This is a genomic window from Kribbella endophytica, from assembly GCF_054781295.1.
In genome coordinates, this window is record NZ_BAAGUR010000010.1 from 39,493 (window position 1) to 60,958 (window position 21,466).

Here is a 21,466-nt window from a genome sequence, read left to right on the forward strand (position 1 = left end):
CCGGCCAACCCCGATCAAGCCCACCGTCCCCCATCCACCGTCGACCCGAACACCCGCGCCAAACCCTGACCCGCCGGCTCATCCCGCTGCCCGACCCGAACACCCGCCGATCCCCTGGGAGGTCCCCGTGCCGCACGACTACGCGAACCTGTTCCGCCTCGACGGCCGGCACGCGCTCGTCGTCGGCGCCGGCAGCGGAATCGGCCGCGAGGCCGCCCTCGCCCTGGCCGCCCACGGAGCCCGCGTCACCTGCGCCGACCGCGACCTCCCCGCCGCAGAACAAACCGTCGCCCTAGGCAACCCAAGCACCTCCGACGCCCAAGGCAACGCTAGCCGCCGCACATCCAATGCCCAAGGCAACCCAGACCGCGGCACCACCGATGCCCAAGGCAACGCCGCGCTCACGCCGTACGAACTGAACGTCCTCGACCCCGAAGCGATCACCACCGCGGCGCAAACCCTAGAACCCGTCGACATCCTGGTCTTCACCGCCGCGACGAACGTCCGCAAACGCATCCTCGACTACACCGGCGAGGAGTTCGACCGCGTCGTCGCCCTCAACCTGCGCGCCTCCTTCGACCTGATCCGCGCCTTCGGCAAGCAGATGTCCGACCGCGGCCGCGGCAGCATCATCGGCTTCAGCTCCATCCGCGCCACCACCGTCGAACCAGGCCAATCGGTGTACGCGGCAACCAAAGCCGGCCTCGTCCAGCTCCTCCGCACCGCCGCCGCCGAACTCGGCCCCAACGGCGTCCGCGTCAACGCGATCGCCCCCGGCGTCGTCGAAACCCCGCTCACCGAGCAGATCAAGGCCAACCAGCCCTGGTACGACGCGTACGCCGCCAAGAGCGCCCTCAACCGCTGGGCCACCCCCGACGAACTGGCCGGCGCCGTCGTCTACCTGGCCTCCGACGCTGCCAGCTTCGTCACCGGCTCGGTCCTCCACGTAGACGCCGGCTGGACCGCCATCGACGGCCGCTTCACCCCACCCAACTGACCGTCGTACTGGAGACAGCAGATGAGCCTCGCCGATCTGACCGCCATCGACCTGGTCGCGAAGTACCGCGCCGGCGACCTCTCGCCCGTGGAGGTGATCGACGACGTCCTCGCCCGCGTCGAGTCCCTCGAACCCCGCCTCCAAGCGACGTACGCGCTCAACCCCGACGCAGCCCGCCAAACAGCCCGCGAATCAGAAGCCCGCTACCGCCGCCAAGAACCAACCGGCCCGCTTGACGGCGTACCAGTCACCGTCAAGGAAAACATCGCCACCCAAGGCACCCCAGTACCCCAAGGCACCGCAGCCACCGAGCTGATCCCCGCCAAGGAAGACCACCCTGCAGCAGCCCGCCTCCGCCAAGCCGGCGCCGTGATCTTCAGCAAGACCACCATGTCCGAGTACGGCATGCTGTCGTCCGGCGTATCAACCTTCCACCACCTGGCCCGCAACCCGTGGGACCTCACCAAAACCCCCGGCGGCTCCAGCGCCGGCGCCGCCGCAGCAGCCGCGGCAGGCTACGGCCCGATCCACCTAGGCACCGACATCGGCGGCAGCGTCCGCCTCCCGGCAGGATGGTGCGGCGTCATCGGCCTCAAGCCAACCCACGGCCGAGTAGCTGTCGGAAATCCCTACCCAGGCAGGGCAATCGGCCCCATCACCCGTACGGCGTCCGACGCGGCCCTCACCCTCCAGGTCATCTCCGGCCCCGACCGCCGAGACCAGACCTCCCTCCCGCCCTTCACCGACGATCCCCGCCCCCTCTCCCTGCAAGGCACCCGAATCGCCCTGCTCCTGGACGCCGGCCCAGGCCTCCCGGTTGACCCCGAGATCACCGCCGCCGTCACCAAGGCCGCCCAGACCCTCGAAGCGACCGGCGCGATCATCACCGAAATCCCGCCGATCATCACCCGCGAAATGCTCGACGGCCTCGACCACTTCTGGCGAGTCCGCTCCGCCGCAGACCTGGCCGCCCTCCCCGAGAACCGCCGCGCCAAGGTCCTCCCCGCCATCCGCGAGTGGACCACCACGGCCGATTCCCTCACCCCGTACGACGTCTTCCACGGCCACACCCAAATGCAGAACATGTCCACCGCGGTCGACCACGCCTTCGCGGCGTACGACTTCATCCTGTCGCCCACGGCCCCCATCCCGGCCTTCCCCGCCGACCAGGCCTACCCCACCAACAACCCGCTCCAGCCCTTCGAACACATCGCCTTCACCGTCCCGTACAACATGTCCACCCACCCCGCAGCCACCGTCAACTGCGGCCACACCACCACAGGCCTCCCCATCGGGCTACAGATTGCAGCCCCCCGCTTCCACGACCTCCGCGCGCTGGCCCTGGCGGCGTATCTGGAGACGATCCTGCCGATCACCTGGCCGACGCCCTGACCGAACTGCAGCAGCTCAGCCGATGGAGATGCGCGGCCGGCTGTCGCTCCCGGCCTCCAGCACTTCCCGCAGTACGGCGGTCGGCAGATGCAGTTCGTCAGCCAGCTGCTCGTGATCGAACCCAGCCTGCTGCAGCACCTCGGAACTGAGCTGGAGCAGGGAAGGCGCCTCGACCGTCGACAACGGACCCGGCTCCGGATAGCCCCACTCCTTCAGCTGCTGCATCCCTCGCCGATAGGCGTTGGGCGTGAAGACCCCGAGATGATGCCCGCGGTAGACCAAGGCCTTCAGCGAGACACCCCACCGCTGTTTGAGCAGGTGGAGCTTCTGCCAGTCGAGCCGGCCGGGCAGTTCGTCGCGGATCTCCTCGCTGGGCATCAGGAACTCGGCAGCGAACGAGTGGGCCTCCTTCTCGACGATCCTCGATCCCGGCGACGCGTCGAAGTGCATGACGAGGTGAGCGAGCTCGTGCGCCGCGTCGAACCGCGCGCGGGCCGCATCGCCCTTGGCCGGGTTGAGCAGCACGACGGGCCGCGTCGGCAGATGAGCCGAGAACGCATCGACAGCCTGTGAGGTCTCGGGCAGCCGCAGGACGAGAACGCCGGCGGTTTCCAGCAGCCGTACGACGTGGGGGACCGGCCCGGCCTCGAGCTCGAAGAACGACCTGGTCTGAACCGCCAGGTCGGTGATCTCGTCGGCGGTCGGCGACTCGGGCGCCCGCAGGTCCGGGAGCAGCGGTTGCGGCAGCTCGACCTTCTGCTCCAGCGCGGACAGTACGTCGGCCGCCAGCTCGGCGAAGGCCAGCGCCCGGTCTCGCTGCAACTGGCTGGTCGTCCGCAGGCTGCGAAAGTGCGGACTCGACGCCGACCCCGGTTGGAGAGGGCGATCCAGCGTGAAGAACTCGGCCGGAACCCCCAACGCCAAGGCGATCGCGGCGACCAGTGGCACCGTCGGCCGGGCCTGTCCACGCTCGAACTGGCTGATCGCCGCCGGCGTCACGTCGACCAAGGAGGCCAGCTCGGTCCGCCGGAGTCCGCGCAGCCGGCGCGTCAGCGCAAGACGGAGCGGATCGAACCGCACCGCGGCTCCCGCGGCTCGACGTTCCCGCGCGTCGAGCCGGGGATCAACCACGATCGCCGTCGGCTTCCCGGCGGTCTTCGCGAAGGCGTACGGCGACCTGCGGTACCGGGCGCTGGTCGAAGCGGTCGGTGTCGGACTCGGACCCGCCCGTCAGGACCGGCAACTGGTCGCCGAGCTCGTCGCGGTAGACCGTGGTCACGGCGTACCACGGCGAGCCGCCCTCGGCGTTGTCCCGCGGGAACCCGAGGTGCACGGCGACGTTGCCGTTGTCGGCGTCGCCGGCCCAGGCCAGGTGAAGATGCCGCGGCTCCGAACCGCGCGCGTTCTCGAGGAGCTCTTCCTCCGGCAGGCCGAACAGCTCCAGCTGCTGGCTGTTGGCCATCGGTCCGCGGTGCCGTGCGACGGAGGTCTCCCAGTCGATGCTCTGCGGATCGGTCTGTGCCGACTTGCCGGGCAGCTTGGACGCCCGCAGCGTGCGACCGAGGTGGACCACCCTCAGCGAGTTGTTCTGCAGGTCGGCCTGTACGCCGTGGCGCAGCGCGAACTCGCGCACGACGCGATTGGCGAAGTTACGCGCCGAGCCCATGCCCAGGGTCACCGCGTCGTCGCCCAGCTCAGGCTCGTGGCGCTCGACATTCGTCCGCCAGACCTCCCGGACGACACCGATCAGGCCTGGCAGGACCATGGTCGCGGTCCAGTCGTCGACGACGTTCCGCAAGAGCGTCTCATGCATGACTTCATTTATAGCGGAAGCCACAGACAATCGCGGCAAAATCAAGTGGAGCGTGTCGGGGTTCAGTACTCCCCGTACACCGAGACCGTCGTACCGATCTTGGTTTCCTTGAAGATCTGGCGGATCTGCGGGCGCATCACGCGGACGCAGCGGTGGGAGGCCGGGTAGGTCTTGATCAGCGTGTTGGACCGCGAACCGTGCAGCGCGATTCCCGGGCGGTCCTTCAGGAAGTAGATCGAGTCGTACATGTACGCGTCGTCGTACAGGCTGCTCTCGTGCGCGCCGGCCCACTTGCGCCAAACCTTGCCGGTGCGGTTCGGGGTGTCGTAGCCGGGAGCGCCGGTCGAGACCCAGACGATGCGGCGGTACGTGTTGTCGACGACCTGGTACAGAACCTGGCAGGTCTTGTTGACGTAGATGCCCGCGGGCTTCGTCGGCGCCGGGCGGTTCTTTGCCAGCAGCACCGATCGGACGTCGGCTGTGGTCAGGCGCTCGCGGTTGATCGGCAGGCCGTTCGTCTCGCGCCATGCGCAGAGCGCCTGCTTGGTGCGTGCGGTGATCTCGCCGTCGACGTCGCCGACGGGATATCCCCAGGCGGCAAGGCGCTTCTCGACCTCGAGGGGGTAGTTGACCTTCGCCGGGGCGACGGGAGTCGTGGGCTTCCCGGTCGTGGGCGTGGTGGTCGGCGTACCGGAAGGCGTCGCAGACGGCGTCGTGGAAGGAGTCTCCGAGGGAGCCGTGGTCGGCGTACCGGACGGCGCCGAACTCGGCGCGGACGTCGGCGTACCGGCCGAAGGAGTCTTCGCCGGCTCGTCCGCCGCGACATCGGTACACCCGCTGAGCACCACGCCCAGCACCAGCAAGCCGGCCACGATTCCACGTCGACGCGCCACGAAATCCCCTCTCCTCAGGACTTTCAGCGTCGCAGACGGGGCCGTTCCGGGGCGGAAGCCTCGCCGTACTGCGTTCGCTCGCCGAACGCTAGTACTCCGACAGGTCCCCGGAGGCCGACGTTCGCACACCCGTCACCGAACCGTTGTGATCGGTGACGTACCGCCCCTTGGACAGGTCCAGCAGCACGAGTCTGTTGCCGAAGGCGTCTACCACGACAGCACACCGACCAACCGGTACGTCGAACGCCGGCGTCACGACGCCGTCGAAGGACCCGACGGCGGCATCGACGTCATCGACCAACCACGTCGGCGCGTACGGCAACCCGGTCGTCAGCACGATCTCGGTGTCGCTGTCCGGCATCCCCAGCCCCGCTTGGCCGATCGCGTCGTTGCGCCAGAGCAGGGGATGGCCGAGCCGGTCGCGGTAGTACGCGAGCCCGCGATCGAGATCCGGCACCGGGACCGTCACCGCGTCGATCTTCCGCAGTACCGGCCCCGCCATGGCCTACAGCCCCAGGTCGCGCAGGAACTCGGGCTTGTACGCCTGCATCACCACGTACCGCGGGTCGGGGACCTCCATGCCGGCGTTCTTCGCCGCGTCCTCGGCCGGACTGTGCGCGCCCTCGGGCGCACTCGGATCGGTCCACTCCTGCGCGGCCGCGTTCCACTTGGTCACGGTGTACTCCGCGCTCAGGTCGTCCCCGGCGACGAGCTCCTTGACCGTGCTCTCCGCCTCGCGAGCGTCCTCGAGGGTGTGCGTGTAGAGCAGCATCCGGTTCCCGTCGCGAGTCACCGTCACCTGCCGCCCGAGCCGCTTCCGCGCGTCGTCGTCCAGATCGAGCGCCCGCAACCGCTCCCAGAACGTCAACCCGTGCTCATCGCTCCCGAGCCCGACCTCAACCCGAAACTCCTCATCCGCCATGCCGCCCACCCTACCCAGCCAAGGTCCTGCCTCCAGCACCCTGTACGCCGGTACGCCGCTCGCGTCGTACGGCTAGCCTGCGTGGACCTGACCTGTCGAAGGGGACGTCGTGCAGCTGGTGCCGGACGAGCTGCTCCACCAGATCGTCACCCGCACCCGTGGAACAGCTCGGGACCTGGATCAATCCACACTCCGGCCGCTGCTACCTGGACGTCACCATGCGAGTGGCGGGCAAACAAGCAGCACTCCGCGAAGCCCGCAGGGTCAGCGACCTCGACGGCCGGAAGATCGTCACGATCTACCACCCGGGCCTCGATCAGACCGAGTACGTCTGGACCGGCGTGAGGTCCTGACTGCGCCGTACGGCCCGTGACTGTTGAACATGAAATCGCCGACGGGACAATCCGTTCTGATCCATCGACTAGAGTTCTGAGTCATGGAGCTTCGCCACCTGGAACACTTCATCGCCGTCGCCGAGCAGAAGCACTTCACCCGCGCCGCCGAGGCGATGTCGATCTCCCAGTCGGGGCTGTCCGCATCCATCCGCGCGCTCGAACGCGAGCTCCACGCTTCCCTGTTCGTCCGCAACACCCGCAGCGTCGAACTCACCGAAGCCGGCCGAGCCCTCCTCTGCGAAGGCCGCCGCACGCTCGCCGCGGCCGAAGCCGCCCGCGATGCCGTCGCAGCCGTCCAAGGTCTCGTCCGCGGGCACCTCACGGTCGGCCTGGAACAGTGCCTCGGCGTGGTCGACGTACCGGCTCTCCTCGCGAAGTTCCGCTCCGCCTACCCCGGCGTCGAGATCGAGGTCCGCCAGGCCGGCTCCACCCCCATGCTCGACGAGTTGGCCTCCGGCCGCCTGGACGTCGCCTTCGTCGCGACGGCCGGCCACCCGGTGGACGGCCTGGACCTCCGGCCGCTCTCGAGGGAATCCATGGTCCTCGTCTGCGCCCCCGACCACCGCCTGGCCGGCGCCCCCGAGGTCGATCTCCAGGACCTGGCCGGCGAATCCTTCGTCGACTTCGACCGCACCTGGGGCGCCCGCGCGATCTCCGACCACGCCTTCGCCGCCGCCAACGTTGCCCACCCCGTCACCATCGAGGTCAACGACGTCCACACCCTGCTCGCCCTGGTCGCCCACGACCTCGGAGTGGCCCTCGTCCCCGAACGCATCGCCGCCAAACGGGGCGACCACAAAACCGTCCCCCTGGCGCCGGGCGCAGCCTCGGCCTGGCAGGTCTCAGTAGCAGTCCCCACCAGCCCCGCCGCGAGCCTCACCGCAGACGCGCTGATCGGCATGCTCCCGACAACCCGCACCTGAGCGACTCGCAACCGACGACACCCTTGACGACGCGCGGTCTGGCAAAGGATCCCGGATCCTGGATCAGTGATGCTGCCGGCACAAGCCCGTGAGCGAATGACCCGCAGGGCGAAACAGGCCTTGCTGGACGGGTTTCCCAGGGTGCTTGGCCCGCCTCTGCCCTTGGCGCCAACCGACTGGTCGCTCTGCGCGGAAACCCTCGAATTGCGGCGGTTGCTCGAGGATTGGAACGTCGCGAGGTCACGAGTAGGTCGAGCAGCGCTCCGAAAGAACGGCCGCGGCCTGGAGACTGCAGCGAAGGAGCTCGCGGATACGACGCTGGAGCTGGCTCAAGTCGTCACCTGCTTGACTGAGTTCGACGCGCCGCAGGCATTCGACGGACACACTCTGCTCGAGGAGATCAGGGTGCGGAGCCTCGGCTGCTTGGACGGTCGAGAAGATGGATCGGCCATCGAGCTGCGAGGCCTGCCGCTCATGGCAGACGGGTCGGCGGAAGCGGAACCCTCGGTGGACCCGTATCTGGTCTTCTTTGATCTCGGCCCTGAAGCGGCTGTCGACATCAAGGGAATCAGGACTGCCGCGGCTTTGATGTCGGCGTACAGCGGTCGTACGGACGAGCTGACGGCGAGAGCACGTCGAATAGCCGATCGGCTGACCGATGCCCCGCTGGAGTTCATGAAACTGTTGTACGTCGCCCGATGCCTACTCACCGACTCCGGGCCGGTGCGGCTCCGCACGGCGAGGCTGGTCAAGGAAGAGATTCTGCGAGCGTTCGAAGCGAGGCCGGATACGGTCGGCGCCGCCCTCAACGATCTTCGGCTTCAGTCGGACCAAAGCTCGGCGGGAGCGACGCGGATCACCCGGACCATGATGATGATCAACGCCGCTACGGACGACGCCGAGCGGGCAGACCTGATGATGGACTGGTACCGACAGTACGTCGAGGGACAGCTGCGGCCGTGGGCATGGACCTTGATGAGGATTGCCGGGGTAGCTGGGCAAATGCCCAACCTCGGCCCGCTTCGCGCAATGCTGCAAAGCTGTCCGGATCCTCTTCGTCAGAACTTCGTGCGATGCATGGTGGCAATGGCCCGGAACGCGGCCGCGCACGAGGGCTGGAGATGGAACGCGTGGACACAAGTGATCGAGACCGACGCCGGCGAGATCACGCTCGACGACCTCGACGCCGCGCTGGCACTTGCTGAGGCGTTGGTCGGAGGCGCCGAGGCCGGGTGGTCGGCGGCACTTGCCGAATCCCCGAGGCTCACGGCAGCGATGAGTCACGGCGGTCCTGATCCGGTCGCCATTCGCAGCCGTACTGTGACCGGCTTCTTCGCGCTGAACGGACTCCAGGTCGCAGGTTCACGGATGGCCGGAACGGCCTTCGAGGTGACGCTCGCCGAGTTCGAGCCGAGCCGTGTCAACGTCTGCTTCGGCGCCTTCCTCAGATCCGCCCAGGTTCTCCGGGAGGCCGACTCGTTCAGGCTGTGTGTGGCGGGTGTGAAGCAGCCCGTCCTCGACATCCCACGCGCTCCTGTCGCCGAGTCGTACAGCCTCTGGACACAGGCTGATCAGTGGTTCGGGCAGATGCCGACCAGCGTCGTGCTCCCGATCAACACAGCTGCTCGACTGGCTGTCGAGTCACCGGATGTAGCTGGTCGTGCCTCGGCCCGGTTGGCGCTGGACGACGTGATGCATGCGTTCGACGCGGGTGGCGCGGGGCTCTCCGGTCGGGAGGAGGCGCTTGTTCACCTGTGGAGACGGCTCTATGTCGCAGCTTCGGGCGCGCGGCACAGTTTGGCCATAGTCAGTCCGAAGGGGAGCGGCGAACTCGCCGAGGTCGTAAGGCTGCTCGATTGGGCTGTACTTGCCTTCGCGCGCGGAGGCGACCATCGGTTCAACGCGCGCGACCGCATCAGGCGCATGTGGAGCAATCTGAGTCCGGTATCTGTGGTCCCGACCTGGCACTTCGGCGGAGATGGATTCACGGACCGCGGGGTCGGTTCGTCCGCCTCAGCGAACGATCCGACCCACTAAGCGGTACCGGCTTACTGCATTACCAGGCGTAGTCCTCAGGGGAGGTCTTGTACCCCGGGAAGATCTCGTCGAGCCGGTTCAGCGCCTTTTCATCGAGCTTCAGGTCAACAGCCCGTACGGCGGACTCCAGCTGCTCCATCGTGCGCGGCCCAACGATCGGACCAGTCACAGCCTTCTGGTGCAGCAACCATGCGAGCGCCAGATCACCAGGCTGAGTCCCGAGCTCGTCGGCGAACGCCTCGTACGCCTCGATCTGCGGGCGCAGCTTCTCGACGGTCTCCTTCGCGCGGCCCTCGAGGCGGCGTACGCCCTCGTTCTCCTTGCGGATCACGCCGCCCAGCAGTCCACCCTGCAGCGGCGACCACGGGATCACGCCGAGCCCGTAGTACTCGGCGGCCGGCAGCACCTCCCGCTCGACGTCCCGCACGATCAGGTTGTAGATCGACTGCTCGCTCACCAGCCCGGTGAAGTTCCGCTTCTCGGCGGCCGCCTGGGCCTGCGCGATGTGCCAGCCGGCGAAGTTCGACGACCCGGCGTACAGGATCTTGCCCTGCTGGATCGCGACCTCGATCGCCTGCCAGATCTCCTCCCACGGCGTGTCGCGATCCACGTGGTGGAACTGGTACAGATCGATGTAGTCCGTCTGCAGCCGCTTCAGCGACGCATCCAGCGCCCGCCGAATGTTGAGCGCCGAGAGCTTCCCCTCGTTGGGCCAGCCCTCGCCCATGTCTCCGTACACCTTGGTCGCCAGCACCGTCTTGTGCCGCTTCACCGGGTCCTTCGCGAACCACTCACCAAGGATCTCCTCGGTCCGCCCCGGGTAGATCGCCCGCCCGTACCCGTTCGCGGTGTCGAAGAAGTTGATCCCCTTCTCGTGCGCCGCATCCATGATCGCGTGGGAGTCCTCCACGCTCGTGTGAGGCCCGAAGTTCATCGTCCCCAACACGATCCGACTGACCTTCAGTCCCGTCCGCCCAAGCTGAGTAAAGTCCATACCTCCCACCTTGCGCGCCCCACGCTCAGACTTCCAACAGAAGAATCCGCACAGTCCGATCAACTGAGCTTCTGAGTTGGAAGCGGCGTTCGAGCGGCCCGAGAATCAGGATCGAGATCGATCTGCTCGTCGCGGCTCCGCAAGTGCTCACCGACGGGCGTGCTTGCCTTGAAAAGTTGGCCGAACTCACCTATCAAGCAACTTCAGGCTGTGACTTTGTGGCCGGAGCAGTACATCCGAGGCTTCTATATTGTTGAGGGCCCTTTGCGGAACATGTGACGGAAGTTACGGAATCCTATTGACGGTTCGATCCGATGGATCTCTGGCAAATCTGCAGGTCACTGTGGAAGTGGGCTCGACTCGACCTCACGGATATGGGTGCGCCCTATCCCGTCAGTAGCAGTGGGGCTTTCGGGATGAGGACCGGGGCGAGCCGTGGAATACCTGTGACCGCCTTCTCAGGTGGGACGTCGATGCGGCATGAGCTCCAGCAGCCGTACGAACCCTGATCGAGAGGGACCTGTCTACTGATCCAGCCGCTGTCGATCGAAGCAACTGCATCGATTGCGAGCTGGCTGTTGAGCCGGACGATGACGAGTTGCCAGCCAGCATCGAGTCGCATGGTCTCGAACTCGTTGCGGGAAAGGAAAAAGGAGAGTCGGTTACGGCGAGCCGTAGCCTTGGCCTCGATGCGCAGGCTGTGCTGGCCGGCGTGAACGGCGATATCGTAACCGTATCCGTCGGAGTGAGCAGCCACATGCTCGATCCGTGCCATCGAGTAGGTAGCGAGCAGTTCCACCAGGGCAATCTCGCCCGCAAAACCGATCCGCTCGCGTTCGGCGCTGTCGACCTTGCCCCAGACGGCATGAACCTCCCGGTAGACATGTGTCTCGTCGAACCCCAGTGCTGCGGCGGCGCGTAAAGCGTCGGCGGGCAGCTCCTCCGGCGCCTGGACGAGTAGGTCGGCATCCGCCAGCCACGGTGGTCTGCCGGTTAGCAGGGCGGCGCGCAAGATCCGCTCCCTGATAGGCAGAGCTGTGTCCAGGCCGCCCATCAGACCGGCCTCGTCTATCCAGCTGTAGGCGCTCTCATACTGACCAGGGCTAATATCGCTGTACTCAGCGTGGGAGGTGAACATCGCACGGCATCTTGCTCGTCCGCTATCAGGTAACTTCTCCAGCCACCGAACAGCTGCTCGGAGGACGGCGTCAGGTGGCACGGGCACGGAGGTGACCCATCAGCGTCTGGAGGTCGGCTTGGTCGAGGCTACCCCCAATCGAGGGCTCCTCCTCGAGATCAGCGAGCTGCTGCACGGCGGGATCATCCAAAACCGTGCCCATGAACTTCAGTTTCATCGCCAGACGGGCTTCTACGACTTCGTCGATGCTCTCCTTAGAGGCTAGTACGGTGATGCGCGTCTCGGTTCCGGGGAGCAGACCCAAGCGGTGGATGCGATCGAGACTCTGCAGGAAGCGTCCGGCGGCAAAGTCTCGATCGACGTAGACCGCGTCGTGGCAGTGGTGATGGAGGCTGATGCCCTCGCCAAGAGTGGCCGGGTTCGAGAGCAGAACCAAGCAGTCCGGATCGTTGTGGAAGCGGGCAAGCTCCGCTTCGCGATCCTCGGTGCCACCGTGGACAACTGCTGGGCTGAACTCCTTCAACATCCGCTGAAGAGTGTTGAGGCTGCGGATGAACGTCGACCACACCAGGGTTTTTCGCCCCTGGGCGGCGTTAGCCGCGACGATGGCGAGGGTTTCGCGGTACTTGGGCGACAGCTCATAGCTCGGCAGGTCGCGAAGTAGCTCCGATAGTGGTGTTCCCGGCGGAACGGGGAGTGGTGGGACCTGGTAGGCCAAGGGTTCATAACGAGTGGTCCCGACCGCCAACAGGGCGGGACTGGTGGCGGCCATAAGTAGGTAGACCGCAATCTTCCCCCATGCTTGGAAATCGGCTTCGGAGCCCGTCGCGCGAGCGGAGAACCGGCCCAAGAGGGCATGGTAGATCTCGGTATGCAGCGGCGGCATGTCCAGCAACCTGACCGCCGGCTCGACTGGAGGGAGATTCAGCTCGTCTTTGGTCGTGCGGGTGAACAGCGGACGAAGAGCCTGGCTCGCCTTGGCAAGGTTGCCGCCACCGACGGCCTGGATCACCTGCTGGCGGCCGTAGCCGGGCCAGACGAAACCGAACAGATTCTCGAGGTCTTTGGCGCCGTTTGGGGCGGGCGTACCGGTCAGGATTAGGCGGTGCTTGGCCCGAGGCCCGAGAGCTAGGCATGCCGAACCGTAGACACCTCGGGCTCCTGCCTTCATCCGATGCGCCTCGTCTAGCAGCAGTAGGGTAGGGCGCGCCGAGAGCCACTGACCGAGGCTGTTAGTGGCGCCCTCAAGCCGCTCGTAGTTGATGATGAGCGCATCGGCTGACGGGTCCGGGGTCCTGCCGAAGACGGCCATTCCCAGCGGCTGACTGAAGCACTCTTGGTTCTCGAACAGCCAGGATTCGTAGCTGGACTTTGGGCCGACGATAAGGAGTCGCTCGACGCTGCCCTTACGTCGTAGTGCGTGGAATATCGCCAGGCCGACCCGTGTTTTGCCTGCGCCCGGCACCGAGAAGTTCGCACCGTGCCGCAAAGACAGCAGCTTGGCGATGTCGCGACGCTGGAACGGAGCGAGGTCGGCCCTCCAGCCGGGCCCTAAGAGCTCGTCGAGATCTTGAAGGGTGATGGTGGCATCGAACTCGTCGGGTGAGGCGAGCCGCTTGGCGACCACCTGAGCGTCGTTGGCCGAGTCTCGGACGAGGTCGGCTAGGCCGGGAGCCCAGCGCACAGCAGTGTCGGGCCATGTAGTGAGCACCCGCAGGTTGCCGAACAGGTCGTCGATCTCGACTTCCAGAGTGCGAGGAGTGCGCTGGACGCTGCTCTGGAAGCGCAAGGCGAGGTTTCGCAGATCGGCTGTTCGATCTTCGCGAGCCCGCAGCCATGCAGTGGTCGCCTCGTCCCCGAAGCCGATCTCCAGACTTGGTTCGGCAGCAGCCGCGCTGGTCACCGGTCCCTCGTTGTATTCAGCAACCACTCCACGCCATCACCCGGGGAGGGAAACGCTCGACTGGCGTGCTTGGCGAGGCGCGCCAGGCTGTCGCGCAAAGTGATGAGGGCGTCATCGAAGGCGTCTTCCTCCAGGGCGCGCTTAGCCCTCGCGTCAGCGAACTCAGCGGCGCATTGGTTGATGTACTCGGCCGCGTCTGTTACCCGCTCCGGAACGGCAGTTTGTCGCTTGCGCAGACTCTCGTCCCTACCAGCCAAACTGGTAGCGGTCTCAAACATTGCGGAGGCCGAACTGAAGACCTCATTTGCGGCGGACACCTCGGCCGGGGCGAGGCTGTTAGCCGCCCGGCGAACGGCATCTGCCTTGAGCAGCTTGTCGGTCAGGGATCGGACGGCTTTGACATCGGCTGTGTTATCGGGAACTGAGACGCCGTCTAGCCCTGGGATGTCCAGAGGAGCGCTCTCCTCGGGAGCGGAGTGGAGCGATTCGGGCAGTCGCTCCACTAGGTAGCGCTCGTAGAAGTCTGCCTCCGCAAGACGGAGCGTCGTCTTGGGAAGATTGAGAACTACCATGGCAAGGCGCGCCTCCTTGAGGCGCTCGCCCGCATCGGGGTCAGTTGCTGCCAGCTTGGCGTAATCGCGCGCAAGTTCTCGCAGCTTCTCCTGCTGATCCTCAAAGTCAACCAAACGGAGGCTGGCCCCGCTATCGGTCTGGCTGCGCTTAATCGCGTCGGTGATCAGCGCGTAGACCCACCGATCCTTCTGGAGGGTCGGCGTCTTGATATTGAACTCTTTGGCGACGTCCTGCGGCTTCCGTCCGGACTCCAGCTCTTCCTCGATCGTAATGAGCCGGTTGATGTATGAATAGTCACGGCGCTTATCGCGGCGCAGCTGTAAGGACAACTCGACTCGGCTGATGTCGTGCCACGAGGTGTCCTCGGGCAGAACACCGACGCGGATGTACTCCTTCCCCAGCTCCCGAAGCGCGGCGCAACGAGTGTTGCCGTCCACAAGGACACCGTACGGACTGATGATCCCAGGCTCCCGTTGGCCGAACTCCTCCAACTCCTCCATGAGCGCGTCGTAATCCGGATCGGACTTGCTGGGGTTCTTGGGGTCGCGGCCGAGCAGGAAGCGGAGGTACTCCTGGCCTTCCTCGCTCCAGGGTTTCTCCTCAAGGATCCGGTTGCGGTCAGGGTCGAACGTGCGCTGGGCACGGACGCGGTGGGTGTCTGGATTGAAGTACAGCATGCTGACCGGCATGGCGATCACATGCAGGTGCCGCTGCCCGGCATCGCGCCAGTCGACGGTTACCTTGGCGCCGTTCTCAATCACTGACTGCCTGAGCCTCTCTTCAACAAGACTTTTGATCTTGTCGCCCTCGGGCGGTATACCAAAGCTCGCAACCATGAATAAGGTCCCCTCCAGAGGTAGCGTGCAACCACTTGCAGCGCCAGTGCACAGATAACGATGGTTGCTGCAAGTTGTCAACTACGGTGATGGAAAGAGGATGCAGTGGACACACCTGCCTGGGACGACTCGGGCCTCAAGGGGGGCGGGATGGTGAGAGCGGCTCTATGGCTAGTCCAAGAAGTAGGCGAGGGTAACACTTTCACCAAAGCACAATTGCGGATCGCATTCCCAGGCATGTCGCAGATCGATCGGCGCGTGCGCGATCTCCGTGACTACGGTTGGATCATCCTGTCCAACACTGAAGATGCCTCTTTGATGACCCGGGAGCAGCGCTTCGTAACGACCGGGGTAGCTGTCTGGGACCCCAAGGCGAGGCGTGCGGCGGCACCGAACAACTCGCTCTCGACCCGGGAGATCAGAGCGGTCCTCGAGCGCGACGAATACACGTGCACGGTCTGTGGTATTGCCGGCGGCGAGGAGTACCCCGACGATCCGACGAAGACAGGTGTCCTGTCGGTGAGCCGGCGCAGAACCATCCATCCCGGTGGAGAGGAAGAATTGCTGCTGCTGACCGAGTGCAAGCGCTGCCGGGCCGGGGATGGTGGTGCTCCTACTCGGGCGGACACAGTCGCCTCGGAAATTAGTGCGCTCGATCCCGCCGACCGCAGGCGCCTCGCTCGGTGGATCGAGCTCAACCGCCGCGTCCCCACTCCGCTGGAGCGGGCCTGGTCGGCCTACCGCAGGCTGCCTGTGGACGCACGAGGGAAGATCCGCTCGGCTCTTGATATCTAGGTTCAGTCCGTGACGCTGTCGATTGGTCGGCCCTGGCTTGTCGTGAGTATGAGCACGGGCTGACCTCCGGTGGGCCTGAGTCCGTGGGGCTCTGTAGCCGGTCAGGTGCGCTCTGTAGGGCATGATTGGCCCTGGGGGCTCGACGGCAAGCCTGCGGAGCGGGGTGCAGTCCAGACGCTAAGCTTTGGCATGTTTCTTCCGCATTCCCGGGAAAGTTGATCATGCGGTCGCTGGTGGCTCGTACATCGAGCGGGCAGTCGTGACGGTTGCGATGAGGCACGAGAGCCTCCGAATCCTGAGTCGCCGAGATCTGACTGTAGGACTAGGCGACCGTTTTGGTGTGTCAGCCGGACATCATCTAGACTTCGAACAAGCGTTCGAATTTCGAGGAGGCCTCTAGTGGATGCCCTGCGAGTAGTCGAAATCTGTGCAGGTGCTGGTGGTCAGGCGCTCGGACTCGAACGCGCTGGTTTCGAGCACTTACTGGCGGTGGAAATTGACCCGACGGCCGTTAAGACCCTGGAGCACAACCGGCCAGACTGGGACGTCCGGTTGGGTGACGTTGCCGATGAGAGCGTCTGGGATCCGGAGCAGTTCAAGGGCGTAGAGCTGCTCGCGGGCGGAGTTCCGTGCCCGCCGTTCTCCATCGCTGGCAAGCAGCTCGGCTCTAATGATGAGCGCGATCTGTTTGCTTGGGCTGTCGAGTTGTGTGCGGTGATCAAGCCCCGTGCACTGATGCTCGAGAACGTACGCGGCCTGTCGGCACCACGGTTCTCTGCCTACCGTCAGCATGTTCTTGATCGGCTAGGCGAGCTCGGGTACGTCGCTGATTGGCGCCTCCTGCACGCGTCGGACTTCGGTGTGCCGCAGCTGCGGCCTCGGTTCGTTCTAGTGGCTCTTCAGAAGGAGTACGCGCCCTACTTCAGCTGGCCTGAAACGGTCCCGCTGCAAACGACAGTTGGCGAACTGCTGGAAGACCTCATGGAAACCGGGGGCTGGAAGCATGCCGCCGATTGGGCCAAGCGTGCGAGTGGAATTGGACCGACTCTGGTTGGCGGTTCGAAGAAGCATGGTGGTGCTGACCTCGGTCCTACCCGGGCGAAGCGAGCCTGGCTTGAGCTCGGCGTCGATGCGATGGGCGTCGCGAACGAGGCACCTGCAGCCGGCACACCCAAAGGTCATAATCCGAAGCTGACCGTTGAGATGGTTGCTCGCTTGCAGGGATGGACGGGATCCGACTGGGAGTTCGTCGGACGGAAGACCTCTGTGTACCGCCAGATTGGCAACGCGTTCCCGCCGCCCGTGGCCGAGGCGGTTGGCGCGCGTATTGCTGCCGCGCTTCGCCGCGAAGGCGTCGCGCGGGAGCTTGCCGAGGTGGTAGTGCATGACGTGGTCTATAAGATTCTGCGATCGGCGGAGAAGCCGATGACTGTGCGAGAGATCATCGCTGAATCTGGTGGGGAGCTATCGCAAGAAGAGGTGAACTTGCGCCTCAAGCATCTCGAGCGCGACTTCGATATGCCCGAGGGCAAGAAGCGCGGCGAAAAGACCTACGAGCTCGGTAACTTCCGTGCTTTCGTCGGCCAGGACGACCACATCAGGCACGAGTACCTAGCCTCGATGCGATCGAAGGTCAGCTAGCGAGTCGACGTCGATCCACGGTCTGCTTGACCATGCGAACGGCCTCTTCGATCGATTCGTGCTCCCAGATGCGGACCACGGACCAGCCATCTTCGTGGAGCGCGGTGTCGGCGAGGCGGTCGCGCTCCACATTTCGCTGCAGCTTGGGAGACCAGTAGCCCGAGTTCACGGTCGGCTGCCGTCCGTGGATCGGGCAGCAATGCCAGAAACAGCCGTCGACGAAGACCGCTACCTTGCGTGCTGTGAAGACGATGTCGGGTCTCACCCGCCGCAACGAGGTGTAGATGCTCAGATCCTTACGGAAGCGATAGCCATCGCGATGCAAAGCTGACCTGAGATCGACCTCGGGCTTGGTGTTCGTCCGACGGATCGCCTGCATGTTGCGGGACCTGCCCGGCGACGTCGGAGTCGCGTACTCAGTCGGCTTGCGACTGGATGCCGGCGCTCGTTTAGCGGGCTTCGTCATTGAATGTCAGGCGTAACTGTCGACGACGATGGCTTTGGCTTGCGGACGTCTGGGAGCTTCGGAGCCGGTTCCGTCGATGGCTCGCCATCTTGAGCTAACCGCCAATGGCGGCCCTCAAGTGCAATCGTCCAACCATCACTTTCAGCGGTCGGCACTACCCTCAGGCTGACCACCTCGCCGGGCTCAGGCACAGCAGCGCCCAGCTGACGCGCGACGTTTCGGTGAGCCTCGTAGTCGCCCCCGGGAATGAGATAGCCCTCTGCGCGAAGCGTCGTTCGAGCACCGTTGCCGTTATCTCGTAGCCGGGCCATGTAGTCGTCCTGCTGAGCCAGCGTGGCGATTGTGTTTCGGCCAATCCGTCGCTGCGTCACCTGGCGCAGGAGTTCCGTGACCCGCTTCTGCCCGGACGCCGGCGCTAGGACCCGTCGCAGGGTTCGCGGATCCAGCCCTAGCAGAATGTTCGGAGGCAGCGCAGATCCGTACTGGATCCAGTCGATCTGTTTCCTGCCGCGGACGTTCAGGCTCGCCTTCGCGTCTCTGTTCGACCCTGGCCTCCGGTTCTCGTCGGAGGCGCGGACGACGCCCAGACTCCAGGTGCCCCCTTGATCATTTGCCGTCGCGACAAGCAGGAGCTGGCCGAAGCATTCGGGCGGCAACATCCAGCCGCCCAGCGTTTGTGAGTACTTGCAGTCCACATCATGCCCGCACACCAGGTAGTCCAGCGGATGGTCATCGGCAGTGTCGTCGATGACATCGTCGAACTCCCGGCGGAGATTGATCTCCAGCAAGGTCCCGTAGTGGGTCTTCTCTGTCTTGTACAGCTGATCCCAGCTATACCTGCCGGTGTGCTGCCCGTCGTATAGCTGGTCAAAGGTTGCCCGGAAGACGACGGCGGCACGCTTACCGTCGGGATCTGCGTTCCGGAAGGCCGCAACCACCTCATCCCGGGCCGGATCCTCCTCCGGTTCGGTCAGAACAAAGCCAGGCAGCAGGTCCTCAGTCACGGTAGGACGATAGTCCGTCGAGGCGAGACCTTCATCCCGTGCGCGGAAGCGCCATGAGTCGGCTGATCGTGACCAGCCGGTTGGTGCGGCGTCTGGTTTCTGACATGCCGGATTCTGACAGGGGTGAGGTCTCCTGGGGAGGGGCCTGGGCTGTTGCACTGGGGGGAGCCTGTGAGAGGAGGAATTGTGGACAACCCCGGGGTGACGGTGCGGCGGCGGGTGCGGGTGTGGTTCGGCGAGCATGTGATTGCGGACTACTGCGCTGAGCCCCTGCTGGCTGAGCGGTATGCGAAGGCGATGGCGCGGCGGTTTGCGGGGCTTCGGGTGACCAACGAGGCGCTGAACGGGGACGGACCGAGTTCGCGGCCGTTGCCTGATGAGCGGCTGTGGGGGCTGGGGCCGCAGTAGGACTCGTGGGGGAGCGGGGAGCGGGGAGCGGGGGGCGGTGTGGACGCCTGCGACCCGGGCGGTCAGCGAGTTGGCGGATTGTTTGGGTGGTCGCGTTCAGGCGGTCGGCGTACCGAGCCTGGTGGTGCGGTGGGCTGGGCGGATCCGGGAGGTCTGGCGGCGCCGCGTGGAGATGGGTTGCCTTCGATGCCTTTGAGTGCGCGGGCCAGATCCGGCGGGAGTGGCCGACGGATCGGGGAGATGGCCGATGATGCGCCAAAGTGGCTGAGGGTTTGGAGTCTGGCGCCTGTTGCCCGTTGCAGGCGGTCGGCGGCGACCTCGAACGGTCGGTTGTGTCCGCGGTGTTCGAAGCAGACGACTTCGCGGTACGGCGTACCGCCGTCTTCCGCCTCGAACTCGCGGTAGATCAATCGGTGAGAAGGTCCGAGCGTGTGGTTTCCGCGGGTCTCTGGAAGCACCGGCAACTTGATCTCCGCGCAGTCGCTGAGGTCGTGAGCCATGAAACCTAGGCGCTTGCCGTCGAAGTCCGCCTCCTCGCCGTTGGCGATGGCGCGAAGGCCGGCGCGGAGGGCGCGGTACTCGCGGTCGCGTAGGCCGCCGGTTTGTTGAGTCGCGGCGGCTCGCTCGAGGAGGCGTAGCTGCTGCAGCACCTCGCGGCTGATGAGGAGACGGTAGAGCGTCATTTCGGCGTGCGGAACTCGGAGTCGTCGGGGTCTTCGTCGAGGTCCCAGCCGAGCTCGGCCGCCACTTCTTCGATCGGAATCGAGGGACCGCCGGGGTTTTTGAGGCGGTGGCGCGCGACGGAGTAGCTGGAATCGAAACCCTCTTCGTCGGTGCTGGCCTCGACCAGCGCACGCCAGACCTCGAACGGGATGACTACGCCTTCGGGTTGTCCCGAGTCCCCGAAGATCAAGGGGTCAGCGTCGCCGGACCGGAACAGGCTGAGGAGGTTCGCGAGGTTCTGCGAGGCCGCTGAGGTGGACAGCACCCAGACCGTGCCGCCGCCCGGGAGCAGGTGTTGGGTCTCGTCGGAATCCATGACCGGTCCTTCCAGATTGTCGAGCGTCGGCATCAGGATAGGAGGGATCTGCGCCTCGCGAGGTGAGTTGTCCACAGCCCGTACGACGACCGAAGGCCGGCCCAGGGTCGGGCCGGCCGGTCGGGGTGAGGGGGAGTCAGCGGAGGTTGGAGAAGAACTTGCGGAGGTCGGCTACTACCTCGGTGGGGCGTTCGAGGCTGGCGAAGTGGCCGCCGTCGGGGTAGTTGGTCCAGTGGACGATGTTGGTGTTGTCGCGGTCGGCGAGGGGGCGGATGGTCTTGAAGTCGTCGGCGAAGACGGCGACGCCGGTGGGGGCGTGGTTGAGGGCGGGTTCGGTGCCGGCGTTGGCTTCCTCGTAGTGGTAGCGGCCGGCGGCGGCCGAGGTGTTGGTGAACCAGTAGAGCGAGACCTCGGTGAGGATCTGGTCGCGGGTGACCAGGCTGGTGCCGTTGCCGAAGTTGTTGAAGAGCTCGTTCCAGGCGAGCTGGCCGACCGGGGAGTCGGAGATGCCGACGGCAACGGTCTGCGGGCGGGTGGAGTTGATCGCGTTGTACCCGCCGACGGACTGGAACCACTGGAGGTGCTCCAGCGCCGCGTAGTCCTCACCGGTGAACTTCTCGAACTCGGCCGGGTCGCCGCTGGGGAACGAGAACAGCTGCAGGACGTGCAGGCCGAGGAAGCCGGGAGGGTTCAGCAGGCCGAGCTCGCGGGAGATCATCGCGCCGCCGTCCGAGCCGTGCGTGCCGTACGAGTCGTAGCCGAGCCGCCGCATCAGCTGGTCGAAGGTCTTGGCGACCCGGGCCATCGTCCAGCCGCGCTCGACCAGCGGGGTGCTGAAGCCGAAGCCGGGGATCGACGGTACGACGACCGAGAACGCGTCCGCCTCCGAGCCGCCGTACGCGACCGGGTCGGTCAGCGGGCCGATCATGTCGAGGAAGTCGACGAACGAGCCGGGGTAGGTGTGCAGGAGCAGCAGCGGGGTCGCGCCCTCGACGGCCGACGGGACGTGCAGGAAGTGGACGGTCTGGCCGTCGATCTCGGTCAGGTAGTGCGGGAACTCGTTCATCCGCGCTTCCTGCGCCCGCCAGTCGAAGCCGTTCTGCCAGTAGTCGACGGTCTCGCGCAGGTAGTGGTTCGGGGTGCCGAGGTCCCAGTTGTCGCCCGGGGCCGGCTCGGGGAGCCGGGTGTTGGCGAGGCGAGCCTGCAGGTCGTCCAGGTCGGCCTGGTCGATCGTGACGGTGAAGGGCCGGATGCTGTTCTCGTTGGTGTTCATGGCTTCACTGTAGGAGCGGTATAG

The 21,466-nt window shown here is 65.7% G+C and carries 22 protein-coding genes; 8 read left to right on the forward strand and 14 right to left on the reverse strand.

Going from position 1 to position 21,466, the window contains the following annotated elements:
• Nucleotides 1-127: 127 nt before the first annotated feature.
• A complete protein-coding gene (locus tag ACYVIO_RS42855) occupies nucleotides 128-997 on the forward strand; it encodes an SDR family NAD(P)-dependent oxidoreductase (RefSeq protein ID WP_460656779.1) in 870 nt (289 codons plus the stop codon).
• Between the two features lie 21 nt (nucleotides 998-1,018).
• Entirely contained in the window at nucleotides 1,019-2,389 is a 1,371-nt protein-coding gene (locus ACYVIO_RS42860) for an amidase (protein WP_460656780.1), read from the forward strand.
• A 15-nt stretch (nucleotides 2,390-2,404) separates the two neighbouring features.
• Here the strand turns inward: ACYVIO_RS42860 and ACYVIO_RS42865 are convergent, their stop codons facing one another.
• From ACYVIO_RS42865 to ACYVIO_RS42885, 5 genes are all read right to left on the reverse strand, one after another.
• Nucleotides 2,405-3,469 carry a helix-turn-helix domain-containing protein gene (locus ACYVIO_RS42865; protein WP_460656781.1) on the reverse strand — a complete coding sequence of 355 codons (1,065 nt, stop codon included), beginning with the start codon at nucleotides 3,467-3,469 and terminating at the stop codon, nucleotides 2,405-2,407.
• A gap of 43 nt (nucleotides 3,470-3,512) precedes the next feature.
• Entirely contained in the window at nucleotides 3,513-4,202 is a 690-nt protein-coding gene (locus ACYVIO_RS42870) for a hypothetical protein (protein ID WP_460656782.1), read from the reverse strand.
• Between the two features lie 62 nt (nucleotides 4,203-4,264).
• Nucleotides 4,265-5,095 (reverse strand): L,D-transpeptidase family protein, encoded by an 831-nt coding sequence (locus tag ACYVIO_RS42875; protein WP_460656783.1) that lies wholly within the window; start codon nucleotides 5,093-5,095, stop codon nucleotides 4,265-4,267.
• 88 nt (nucleotides 5,096-5,183) lie between these two features.
• Complete coding sequence (locus ACYVIO_RS42880) at nucleotides 5,184-5,597, reverse strand: VOC family protein (protein WP_460656784.1); 414 nt, start codon at nucleotides 5,595-5,597, stop codon at nucleotides 5,184-5,186.
• Between the two features lie 3 nt (nucleotides 5,598-5,600).
• The gene (locus ACYVIO_RS42885; protein ID WP_460656785.1) at nucleotides 5,601-6,017 is read right to left on the reverse strand and encodes a hypothetical protein; all 417 of its coding nucleotides are present in this window, start codon (nucleotides 6,015-6,017) and stop codon (nucleotides 5,601-5,603) included.
• A 158-nt stretch (nucleotides 6,018-6,175) separates the two neighbouring features.
• Between ACYVIO_RS42885 and ACYVIO_RS42890 the strand changes: the two genes are divergently transcribed.
• The 3 genes from ACYVIO_RS42890 (at nucleotide 6,176) to ACYVIO_RS42900 (ending at nucleotide 9,372) form a co-directional block, all read left to right on the forward strand.
• Nucleotides 6,176-6,370, forward strand: coding sequence for a hypothetical protein (locus ACYVIO_RS42890; RefSeq protein WP_460656786.1), 195 nt, complete (start codon nucleotides 6,176-6,178; stop codon nucleotides 6,368-6,370).
• An 83-nt stretch (nucleotides 6,371-6,453) separates the two neighbouring features.
• Complete coding sequence (locus ACYVIO_RS42895) at nucleotides 6,454-7,335, forward strand: LysR family transcriptional regulator (RefSeq protein ID WP_460656787.1); 882 nt, start codon at nucleotides 6,454-6,456, stop codon at nucleotides 7,333-7,335.
• 66 nt (nucleotides 7,336-7,401) lie between these two features.
• Nucleotides 7,402-9,372, forward strand: coding sequence for a hypothetical protein (locus tag ACYVIO_RS42900; protein WP_460656788.1), 1,971 nt, complete (start codon nucleotides 7,402-7,404; stop codon nucleotides 9,370-9,372).
• 19 nt (nucleotides 9,373-9,391) lie between these two features.
• Here the strand turns inward: ACYVIO_RS42900 and ACYVIO_RS42905 are convergent, their stop codons facing one another.
• The 4 genes from ACYVIO_RS42905 to ACYVIO_RS42920 form a co-directional block, all read right to left on the reverse strand.
• Nucleotides 9,392-10,366, reverse strand: a complete 975-nt coding sequence (locus ACYVIO_RS42905; protein ID WP_460656789.1) for an aldo/keto reductase — start codon at nucleotides 10,364-10,366, stop codon at nucleotides 9,392-9,394.
• Nucleotides 10,367-10,751: 385 nt separating this feature from the next.
• Nucleotides 10,752-11,504, reverse strand: a complete 753-nt coding sequence (locus ACYVIO_RS42910; protein WP_460656790.1) for a protein NO VEIN domain-containing protein — start codon at nucleotides 11,502-11,504, stop codon at nucleotides 10,752-10,754.
• A 70-nt stretch (nucleotides 11,505-11,574) separates the two neighbouring features.
• Entirely contained in the window at nucleotides 11,575-13,407 is a 1,833-nt protein-coding gene (locus ACYVIO_RS42915; protein WP_460656791.1) for a DEAD/DEAH box helicase, read from the reverse strand.
• Nucleotides 13,404-14,816 (reverse strand): hypothetical protein, encoded by a 1,413-nt coding sequence (locus ACYVIO_RS42920; RefSeq protein WP_460656792.1) that lies wholly within the window; start codon nucleotides 14,814-14,816, stop codon nucleotides 13,404-13,406. Before ACYVIO_RS42920 ends, ACYVIO_RS42915 begins: the two co-directional genes overlap by 4 nt.
• 237 nt (nucleotides 14,817-15,053) lie before the next feature.
• Here ACYVIO_RS42920 and ACYVIO_RS42925 point away from each other — a divergent pair, with 237 nt between their 5' ends.
• The gene (locus ACYVIO_RS42925; protein WP_460656793.1) at nucleotides 15,054-15,611 is read left to right on the forward strand and encodes a hypothetical protein; all 558 of its coding nucleotides are present in this window, start codon (nucleotides 15,054-15,056) and stop codon (nucleotides 15,609-15,611) included.
• 399 nt (nucleotides 15,612-16,010) lie between these two features.
• The gene (locus ACYVIO_RS42930; RefSeq protein ID WP_460656794.1) at nucleotides 16,011-17,252 is read left to right on the forward strand and encodes a DNA cytosine methyltransferase; all 1,242 of its coding nucleotides are present in this window, start codon (nucleotides 16,011-16,013) and stop codon (nucleotides 17,250-17,252) included.
• Here the strand turns inward: ACYVIO_RS42930 and ACYVIO_RS42935 are convergent.
• Nucleotides 17,245-17,718, reverse strand: a complete 474-nt coding sequence (locus ACYVIO_RS42935) for a very short patch repair endonuclease (protein ID WP_460656795.1) — start codon at nucleotides 17,716-17,718, stop codon at nucleotides 17,245-17,247. The genes ACYVIO_RS42930 and ACYVIO_RS42935 overlap by 8 nt on opposite strands.
• Nucleotides 17,715-18,722, reverse strand: a complete 1,008-nt coding sequence (locus ACYVIO_RS42940; RefSeq protein WP_460656796.1) for a NaeI family type II restriction endonuclease — start codon at nucleotides 18,720-18,722, stop codon at nucleotides 17,715-17,717. The genes ACYVIO_RS42935 and ACYVIO_RS42940 overlap by 4 nt, the downstream gene beginning before the upstream one ends.
• Nucleotides 18,723-18,908: 186 nt before the next feature.
• Between ACYVIO_RS42940 and ACYVIO_RS42945 the strand changes: the two genes are divergently transcribed.
• Nucleotides 18,909-19,130 carry a hypothetical protein gene (locus ACYVIO_RS42945; protein ID WP_460656797.1) on the forward strand — a complete coding sequence of 74 codons (222 nt, stop codon included), beginning with the start codon at nucleotides 18,909-18,911 and terminating at the stop codon, nucleotides 19,128-19,130.
• A 62-nt stretch (nucleotides 19,131-19,192) separates the two neighbouring features.
• On the opposite strand, the gene ACYVIO_RS42950 is transcribed toward ACYVIO_RS42945, so the two are convergent.
• The 3 genes from ACYVIO_RS42950 to ACYVIO_RS42960 form a co-directional block, all read right to left on the reverse strand.
• Nucleotides 19,193-19,813: a hypothetical protein gene (locus tag ACYVIO_RS42950; protein ID WP_460656798.1), complete on the reverse strand. Its 621-nt coding sequence runs from the start codon at nucleotides 19,811-19,813 to the stop codon at nucleotides 19,193-19,195.
• Nucleotides 19,810-20,202, reverse strand: a complete 393-nt coding sequence (locus tag ACYVIO_RS42955) for a hypothetical protein (RefSeq protein WP_460656799.1) — start codon at nucleotides 20,200-20,202, stop codon at nucleotides 19,810-19,812. The genes ACYVIO_RS42950 and ACYVIO_RS42955 overlap by 4 nt, the downstream gene beginning before the upstream one ends.
• 103 nt (nucleotides 20,203-20,305) lie before the next feature.
• Entirely contained in the window at nucleotides 20,306-21,442 is a 1,137-nt protein-coding gene (locus ACYVIO_RS42960; protein WP_460656800.1) for an epoxide hydrolase family protein, read from the reverse strand.
• Nucleotides 21,443-21,466 lie beyond the last annotated feature (24 nt).

Bases quoted from the DNA above. Each gene is read 5' to 3' on its own strand.
- ACYVIO_RS42860 (WP_460656780.1), top strand. From the start codon at position 1,019: ATGAGCCTCGCCGATCTGACCGCCATCGACCTGGTCGCGAAGTACCGC.
- ACYVIO_RS42870 (WP_460656782.1), bottom strand. From the start codon at position 4,202: ATGCATGAGACGCTCTTGCGGAACGTCGTCGACGACTGGACCGCGACC.
- ACYVIO_RS42880 (WP_460656784.1), bottom strand. From the start codon at position 5,597: ATGGCGGGGCCGGTACTGCGGAAGATCGACGCGGTGACGGTCCCGGTG.
- ACYVIO_RS42885 (WP_460656785.1), bottom strand. From the start codon at position 6,017: ATGGCGGATGAGGAGTTTCGGGTTGAGGTCGGGCTCGGGAGCGATGAG.
- ACYVIO_RS42895 (WP_460656787.1), top strand. From the start codon at position 6,454: ATGGAGCTTCGCCACCTGGAACACTTCATCGCCGTCGCCGAGCAGAAG.
- ACYVIO_RS42905 (WP_460656789.1), bottom strand. From the start codon at position 10,366: ATGGACTTTACTCAGCTTGGGCGGACGGGACTGAAGGTCAGTCGGATC.
- ACYVIO_RS42910 (WP_460656790.1), bottom strand. From the start codon at position 11,504: ATGTTCACCTCCCACGCTGAGTACAGCGATATTAGCCCTGGTCAGTAT.
- ACYVIO_RS42920 (WP_460656792.1), bottom strand. From the start codon at position 14,816: ATGGTTGCGAGCTTTGGTATACCGCCCGAGGGCGACAAGATCAAAAGT.
- ACYVIO_RS42925 (WP_460656793.1), top strand. From the start codon at position 15,054: ATGTCGCAGATCGATCGGCGCGTGCGCGATCTCCGTGACTACGGTTGG.
- ACYVIO_RS42935 (WP_460656795.1), bottom strand. From the start codon at position 17,718: ATGACGAAGCCCGCTAAACGAGCGCCGGCATCCAGTCGCAAGCCGACT.
- ACYVIO_RS42950 (WP_460656798.1), bottom strand. From the start codon at position 19,813: ATGACGCTCTACCGTCTCCTCATCAGCCGCGAGGTGCTGCAGCAGCTA.
- ACYVIO_RS42955 (WP_460656799.1), bottom strand. From the start codon at position 20,202: ATGCCGACGCTCGACAATCTGGAAGGACCGGTCATGGATTCCGACGAG.
- ACYVIO_RS42960 (WP_460656800.1), bottom strand. From the start codon at position 21,442: ATGAACACCAACGAGAACAGCATCCGGCCCTTCACCGTCACGATCGAC.